The sequence below is a fragment of the Methylobacterium sp. GXF4 genome (assembly GCF_000272495.1).
GTDB classification, from domain to species: Bacteria; Pseudomonadota; Alphaproteobacteria; order Rhizobiales; family Beijerinckiaceae; genus Methylobacterium; species Methylobacterium brachiatum.
Genome location: NZ_AKFK01000096.1, coordinates 1 through 6,503, shown reverse-complemented (window position 1 = coordinate 6,503; position 6,503 = coordinate 1). Strand labels below are relative to the sequence as shown.

General features: G+C 70.0%; 7 protein-coding genes. 6 read left to right on the top strand and 1 reads right to left on the bottom strand.

The window, feature by feature from the left end:
* The 6 genes from WYO_RS26625 to WYO_RS26600 form a co-directional block, all read left to right on the top strand.
* A partial coding sequence (locus tag WYO_RS26625; RefSeq protein ID WP_007568578.1) for an ATP-grasp domain-containing protein occupies positions 1 to 708 on the top strand: 708 nt, incomplete at its 5' end.
* Positions 708 to 1,682: a methenyltetrahydromethanopterin cyclohydrolase gene (gene mch, locus WYO_RS26620; RefSeq protein WP_007568577.1), complete on the top strand. Its 975-nt coding sequence runs from the start codon at positions 708 to 710 to the stop codon at positions 1,680 to 1,682. The genes WYO_RS26625 and mch, both read left to right, overlap by 1 nt.
* Before the next feature lie 405 nt (positions 1,683 to 2,087).
* Complete coding sequence (locus WYO_RS26615) at positions 2,088 to 2,996, top strand: RimK family alpha-L-glutamate ligase (protein WP_007568576.1); 909 nt, start codon at positions 2,088 to 2,090, stop codon at positions 2,994 to 2,996.
* On the top strand, positions 2,993 to 3,826 hold the full coding sequence (locus WYO_RS26610) for a triphosphoribosyl-dephospho-CoA synthase (RefSeq protein ID WP_007568575.1): 834 nt from the start codon (positions 2,993 to 2,995) through the stop codon (positions 3,824 to 3,826). Before WYO_RS26615 ends, WYO_RS26610 begins: the two co-directional genes overlap by 4 nt.
* Positions 3,827 to 4,065: 239 nt before the next feature.
* Entirely contained in the window at positions 4,066 to 4,575 is a 510-nt protein-coding gene (gene fae, locus WYO_RS26605) for a 5,6,7,8-tetrahydromethanopterin hydro-lyase (RefSeq protein ID WP_007568574.1), read from the top strand.
* A gap of 371 nt (positions 4,576 to 4,946) precedes the next feature.
* Positions 4,947 to 5,708, top strand: a complete 762-nt coding sequence (locus WYO_RS26600) for a prephenate dehydrogenase (protein WP_007568573.1) — start codon at positions 4,947 to 4,949, stop codon at positions 5,706 to 5,708.
* A 137-nt stretch (positions 5,709 to 5,845) separates the two neighbouring features.
* On the opposite strand, the gene WYO_RS26595 is transcribed toward WYO_RS26600, so the two are convergent.
* On the bottom strand, positions 5,846 to 6,503 hold a 658-nt coding region (locus WYO_RS26595; RefSeq protein ID WP_007568571.1), incomplete at its 5' end, for a TCP-1/cpn60 chaperonin family protein.

Below are 6,503 nucleotides of genomic sequence, written 5' to 3'. Positions count from 1 at the left end.
GGCAGCGGCGGCAGCCATATCCGGCCAGCCACGCGCGGCCCCGCGCCGGAGGGCCATTACGTTCAGGCCCGGGCACCCGGCCGACCCCACGCCCTGAACTTTTTGGCCGACGGGCGGACGATGCAGGTGCTGGCCGCCACCGAGCAATGGTGCGCGCCGTCGCCGATCCGGCCCTATCGCTACGGCGGCGCCCTGGCCGGGGCTGCCGCGGAGGCTCCGCCCCTTCCCGAACCCCTGCTGCAGGCCGTCGCGGCGGCGGTCGAGAGCCTCATCGCGGCGACGGGGCTGCGCGGGCTCGGCAGTGCCGATTTCCTGGCCGACGAAACCGGCTGGTGGCTCACCGAGATCAACCCGCGGCCCGGCGCGACCCTCGATATCCTGGATCGCCGAAGCACGCCCCTGCTCGCCGCCCATATCGAGGCCAGCCTCGGCGCCATGCCGGCGCTCGGCCCGCAACCGGCGGATGCGGCCGCCGCGCAGATCTGTTACGCGGATCGGGAGCATGCGCCCGTCCCGGATTGTCCGTGGCCGGATCACGTGCGCGACCGCCCGCGCCCCGGCACGGTGGTCCGCCGCGACGCGCCCCTCTGCACGGTGCTTGCCCTTGGGGCCGACCGGCAGGCGGCGCTCGACAGTTTGAAGACGCGGACGGCGCGGCTCCAAGCCGACCTGGCCGCAAAGAAAACGCACCCCGAGGAAACCCTGTGATGAGTGCCAGCCAAACCTATCCCAGCGTCAACGCGCTCACGGCGCCGCTGATCGAGCGGTTCGTGGCCGATGCCGCGACCCTGCGCCTGTCGGTCACGCAGGCTGCGGGCGGTGCCCGGATGGTCGATGCCGGCGCGCAGGCACGGGGCTCGATCGAGGCCGGACGGCGCATTGCCGAGATCTGCCTCGGCGGCCTCGGCACCGTGAGCATCGCCCCGAGCGGCCCGATCGCCTCCTGGCCGTATTCCGTGATCGTCCACGCGGCCGATCCGGTGCTCGCCTGCCTGGGCAGCCAGTATGCCGGCTGGAGCCTCGCCGACGAGGCCGGCGATTCCGGCTTCTTCGCCCTCGGCTCCGGCCCGGGCCGGGCGGTCGCGGCCGTCGAGCATCTGTACGAGGAGCTGGGCTACCGGGATTCGGCCACCAAGACCGCCCTGGTCCTCGAAGCGGCCGGCGGACCGCCGGAGAGCGTCGTCGCCAAGGTCGCCGAGGCCACCGGGCTGCGTCCCGAGGACCTGACCTTCATCTTCGCGCCGACACAGAGCCTCGCCGGCTCGACCCAGGTCGTCGCCCGCGTGCTGGAAGTCGCCCTGCACAAGGCCCACACGGTCGGCTTCGACCTGCACGCGATCGTCGACGGGATTGGATCGGCGCCGCTCTCGCCCCCGCATCCGGATTTCATCAAGGCGATGGGCCGGACCAACGACGCGATCATCTACGGCGGCCGGGTCCAGCTCTTCGTCGATGCCGACGATGCCGACGCCAAGCAGCTCGCCGAGCAGATCCCGTCCACCACCTCGAGCGATCACGGGGCGCCCTTCGCCGAGATCTTCTCGCGCGTGAACGGCGATTTCTACAAGATCGACGGCGCCCTGTTCTCCCCGGCCGAGGCGATCGTCACGTCGGTGCGCACCGGCGCCACCTACCGCGGCGGCCGCCTGGAGCCGACGCTGGTGGAGGCGTCGTTCGCGTAGGCGAGACAGGGCCGTCCGGCCGCGGTTCATCTCGTCAAAGTCAGCGGCCGGGACACGATCAGTCGTCGGTCGCATGAGGCGGAAACTCCCTCTCCCATGCGGGAGAGGGTTGGGTCAGGGACCAGGTCTTTCCGGAGACATCGCGTCCCTCACGAGGCGGAAACTCCCTCTCCCGTGCGGGAGAGGGTTGGGGTGAGGGACCAGGTCTTTCCGGAGACATCGCATCCCTCACCCTGTCCCTCTCCCGCACGGGAGAGGGGACCCGCGCCATGCCAAGCAATCCGTGGATCGGCTAGCCGCTTCGGACAGGGAGCGTTTCGCGGGCGGCCCTGGCGACGACACCGCAAAATAATAATGACCGTAGCATTTCCCCAGCGGGGAAGCGCCGTCGAGAGTCTTTCATCCATGCGCATCGCCCTGGCGGCCGATAACGGCAATTGGCACAAGGCCCGGCTCCTGGCGGCCCTGCGGGCGCAGGGCGTGGAGCCGGTGCTGTTCTCGCTGGCCGACGTGATCGTGGCCACCGGGGGCGGCGAGCCCCTGCGGGTCCCGGGTTTTGCCGGCTCACTGCCCGGCGGCGTGCTGCTGCGGACCATCGCGGGCGGCACGTTCGAGGCGACCACCATGCGGCTCGGCGTGCTGCACGCCCTGGTCTCGGCGGGCGTCACCGTCTGGAATGCGCCCACCGCCATCGAGCGCTCGGTCGATAAGGCAGCCACCTCCCTGCTGATCGCCCGCGCCGGCCTGCCGACGCCGGAGACCTGGGTGGTCTCGAAGCGCGAGGCCGCCGCCGGGATCGTCGAGCAGGAGAGCCGCCCCGGCGCGCCGCTGGTGCTCAAGCCGCTCTTCGGCTCGCAGGGGGAGGGGCTAGCCCTGATCGAGCGGCCCGAGGACCTGCCGGATGAAGAGGCCGTCGCGAGAGTCTACTATCTCCAGCGCTACGTGCCCCGGCGCGACGGCCTGTGGCGCGACTACCGCGTCTTCGTCTGCGACGGCCGGGCGATCGCCGGCATGATCCGCGAGGGCGACGGCTGGATCACCAACGTCCATCGCGGCGGCCGTCCGCTGCCCTGGGCGATGCCGCCGGCTGCCGCCGAGATGGCGGAGGCCGCGGCCGCGGCGGTCGGGGTCGATTATTCCGGAGTCGACCTGGTCGAGGACGGGGAGGGCGGCTTCTCGATCCTGGAAGTCAATTCCATGCCGGCCTGGTCGGGCCTCCAGACCGTGTGCGAGACCGACATCGCCGCCACCGTGGTTCGGGGTTTTCTCGCCGCCGTCCGGGGCGCCAGCGTTCCGCGGCTCGTGGTGGCATGAGCGCCCTCGACCCGGGGCTGATCGGGACGCTCTACCGCGCCGCCTGCCTGGCGGAACTCGAAGCGCTGAAGCCCGGCAACGTCCACGCCTACGCGGCCGGCCATCGCATGGTGGTGGCGGATTTCGTGACCAGCGCCGATGTCTCGGCCCCGGAACTGGCCCGGGCCGGCGCGGGAATCGGCGAACGGGTCCGCGCCAGCGTCGCGGCGACCCTGGCGGCTGTCGGCCAGAACACCAATCTCGGCATCCTTCTGCTCTGCGCCCCGCTGGCCGCCGCAGCCGAGCAGGGGCGATCGGTCGCCGCGGTGCTCGACGCGCTGGAGGCTACGGATTCCGAAGCGGTGTTCGCGGCGATCCGGCTCGCCAATCCGGGCGGCCTCGGCCGGGCCGAGCGGCACGACGTCACGTCTGACGCCCCGCCCTCCCTGCGCGCGGCCATGGCGGAGGCGGCCGGTCGCGACCGCATCGCCCGCGCCTACGACACCGGCTTCTCGGATATCGCCGCGATCGGATTGCCGGCCCTCGCCGAGGCCCGCGCCGCCGGTCTCGATCCGACATGGTGCACCACGGCGATCCACCTGGCCTATCTCCGCTCGGTCCCGGACAGCCACATCGCCCGCAAGGCCGGCCCATCGGTCGCCGAGGCCGTGCGCCGGGAGGTTGATACGATGCTGGCTAACCTCAACCTCGCGGACCGGCCGGTGGACACGTTGCTCGCCCTCGATGCCTCCTTGAAGGCACGCGCCTTGAATCCCGGGACCAGCGCGGATTTCACCGTGGCGACCGTCTTCTGGGATGCCCTGACGGCGGCCGGCGCCGCCCTCGCGTGAAGCACGGAAAAGTTCCGGCCTTTCGCGGCCCGCCGTCAAAGAAATTCCTCAGGTCCAGGGCCTTGCGCGGGTTGTGAGCCGCAGGGCCGCACTGTAGGGTCCGGCGCGCTGTCCGGCCCAACCGGCTCGGCCCAACCGGCTCGGCCGGAGGATCGGGCGCCGATAACAAGGATGGCTTCCCGGCCGCTGGCATCGCCCGGCGCCGCGGCCCTATTTCGGAATCCAGGGAGAGACACCGAATGGCGAAGATCACCAAGGTTCAGGTTGGCGAAGCCCTCGTCGGCGACGGCAACGAGGTCGCTCACATCGACCTGATCATCGGACCGCGCGGCTCGCCCGCCGAGACGGCTTTCTGCAACGGCCTCGTGAACAACAAGCACGGCTTCACCAGCCTGCTCGCGGTCATCGCGCCGAACCTGCCGTGCAAGCCGAACACCCTGATGTTCAACAAGGTCACCATCAACGACGCCCGTCAGGCCGTCCAGATGTTCGGCCCGGCCCAGCACGGCGTTGCCAAGGCCGTCCAGGACGCCGTTGCCGAAGGCATCATCCCGGCCGATGAGGCTGACGACCTGTTCATCCTGGTCGGCGTGTTCATTCACTGGGAAGCGGCCGACGACGCCAAGATCCAGAAGTACAACTACGAGGCGACCAAGCTCTCGATCCAGCGCGCCGTGAACGGCGAGCCGAAGGCTTCGACCGTCACCGAGCAGCGCAACTCGGCCCAGCATCCCTTCGCCGCCAATTAGATCGGGGACCGTCCTGGGCAGAGTGAGCCTCCGCCCGCACCGCGGGGCCTGCTCCAGCGACTGGCTTCGATCTTCTTAGGCCGATAGGAACGACCACCGACGGGACGGCGCAAGCCGTCCCGTTTCTCGTTTTGCAAAGCACGCTCGACGCGGAACGCCGCGTGTTAAGCCCGATCTGGCCGTCGATGCGGTCTGGTTGACGCGCTCGGTGGCACCGCCTAGAGGCTCCCCACCATGCTAAGCTTGTTCCCCACCGGATCGTATTACGCGCCGCTCCCTTAGCGGCGGCCTGCTTATCATGCCCAACCGCTGCGTCGTCGGCGGTTGCTCCTGTTCCTGATCCGCCGACCTCGCGCCTGTCCGAGGTCACCGTGTCAGTCTCCCAAGCCATTCAGCTCCGCCCGGTCATCGGAATCATCGGCTTCGGCGCGTTCGGTCGTCTGATGGCCCGATACCTCGCGCCCCATATGGCGTTGCGCGTCTACGACCCGCGCCCGGCCGAGCCCGATGTCCAGACCTACGGTGCCGTGCGGGCGGACCTGGCGGCGGTGGCTCGCTGCCCGGTCGTCATCCTCGCCGTTCCGGTTTCCAGTCTGGCCGCGGTCGTGTCCAGGATAGCCCCGCATCTCCGGCCGGGAACGCTGGTGGTCGATGTCGGCTCGGTGAAGATGGAGCCCGTGGCGATCATGCGGGCGGGGCTGCCCCAGGGCGTCGAGATCCTCGGCACCCATCCCCTGTTCGGCCCGCAGAGCGCCGCCGACGGGATCGCCGGCCTGAGGATCGCCGTGTGTCCGGTCTCTGGACGGCGCGGCCGGCGTGCAGCCGCGTTCCTTCGGAAAGTGCTGAAGCTGAAGGTGATCGTCACGACGCCGGAAGCCCACGACCGCGAGGCCGCAGCGGTCCAAGGCCTGACCCATTTGATCGCGCGGGTGCTCGTCGCCATGGAGCCGCTCCCGACGCACATGACGACGCGCAGCTTTTCACTGCTCATGCAGGCGGTGGACATGGTCCGGCATGACGCGCCCGAGGTCTTCGAGGCGATCGAGCGGTCGAACCCGTTCGCGGCGGAGGTCCGCCAGCGCTTCTTCAGCCTCGCTGCTCACGTCGAGGCCGATCTCGCCCGGGACGGCTAGTCCGCTGCCGGCGAGCGGCCGGCCACACGAACCGCCCGGACACAGGCCGCGGAGCGTGATGGGCGAACCGGGCCGCCCAAAAGAAAAGGGGCCGCCTCGCGGCGACCCCCTTCCTCATCTCGACGAATGGCGTGGACTTAGAAGTCCATGCCGCCCATGCCGCCGCCCGGCATGGCCGGAGCAGGGCTGTCCTTCTTCGGCGCGTCGGCGACCATCGCCTCGGTGGTGACCAGCAGGCCGGCGACGGAAGCCGCGTCCTGCAGGGCGGTGCGCACGACCTTGGCCGGATCGACGATGCCGGCCTGGATCATGTCGACATACTCCTCGGTCTGGGCGTTGAAGCCGAAGGTCTCCGAGGAGGTGTTGTCGGTGATCTTGCCGACCACGATCGAGCCTTCCACGCCCGCGTTCTGGGCGATCTGACGGATCGGGGCTTCCAGCGCCTTCAGCACGATCTTGATGCCGGCCTGGACGTCCGGGATGTCGGACTTCAGCGCGGCGACCGCCTTCTTGGCGCGCAGCAGCGCGGTGCCGCCGCCCGGGACGATGCCTTCCTCGACCGCCGCGCGGGTGGCGTTGAGGGCGTCGTCGACCCGATCCTTCTTCTCCTTGACCTCGACCTCGGTCGCGCCGCCGACGCGGATCACCGCGACGCCGCCCGCGAGCTTGGCCAGACGCTCCTGGAGCTTCTCACGGTCGTAATCCGAGGTGGTCTCCTCGATCTGCGCCTTGATCTGCGCGATCCGACCCTCGATGTCCGACTTCTCGCCGACGCCGTCGATGATCGTGGTGTTC

Excerpts from the sequence above, each read along its gene's own strand:
- mch (WP_007568577.1), top strand. The coding sequence starts at position 708 with ATGAGTGCCAGCCAAACCTATCCCAGCGTCAACGCGCTCACGGCGCCG.
- WYO_RS26615 (WP_007568576.1), top strand. The coding sequence starts at position 2,088 with ATGCGCATCGCCCTGGCGGCCGATAACGGCAATTGGCACAAGGCCCGG.
- WYO_RS26610 (WP_007568575.1), top strand. The coding sequence starts at position 2,993 with ATGAGCGCCCTCGACCCGGGGCTGATCGGGACGCTCTACCGCGCCGCC.
- fae (WP_007568574.1), top strand. The coding sequence starts at position 4,066 with ATGGCGAAGATCACCAAGGTTCAGGTTGGCGAAGCCCTCGTCGGCGAC.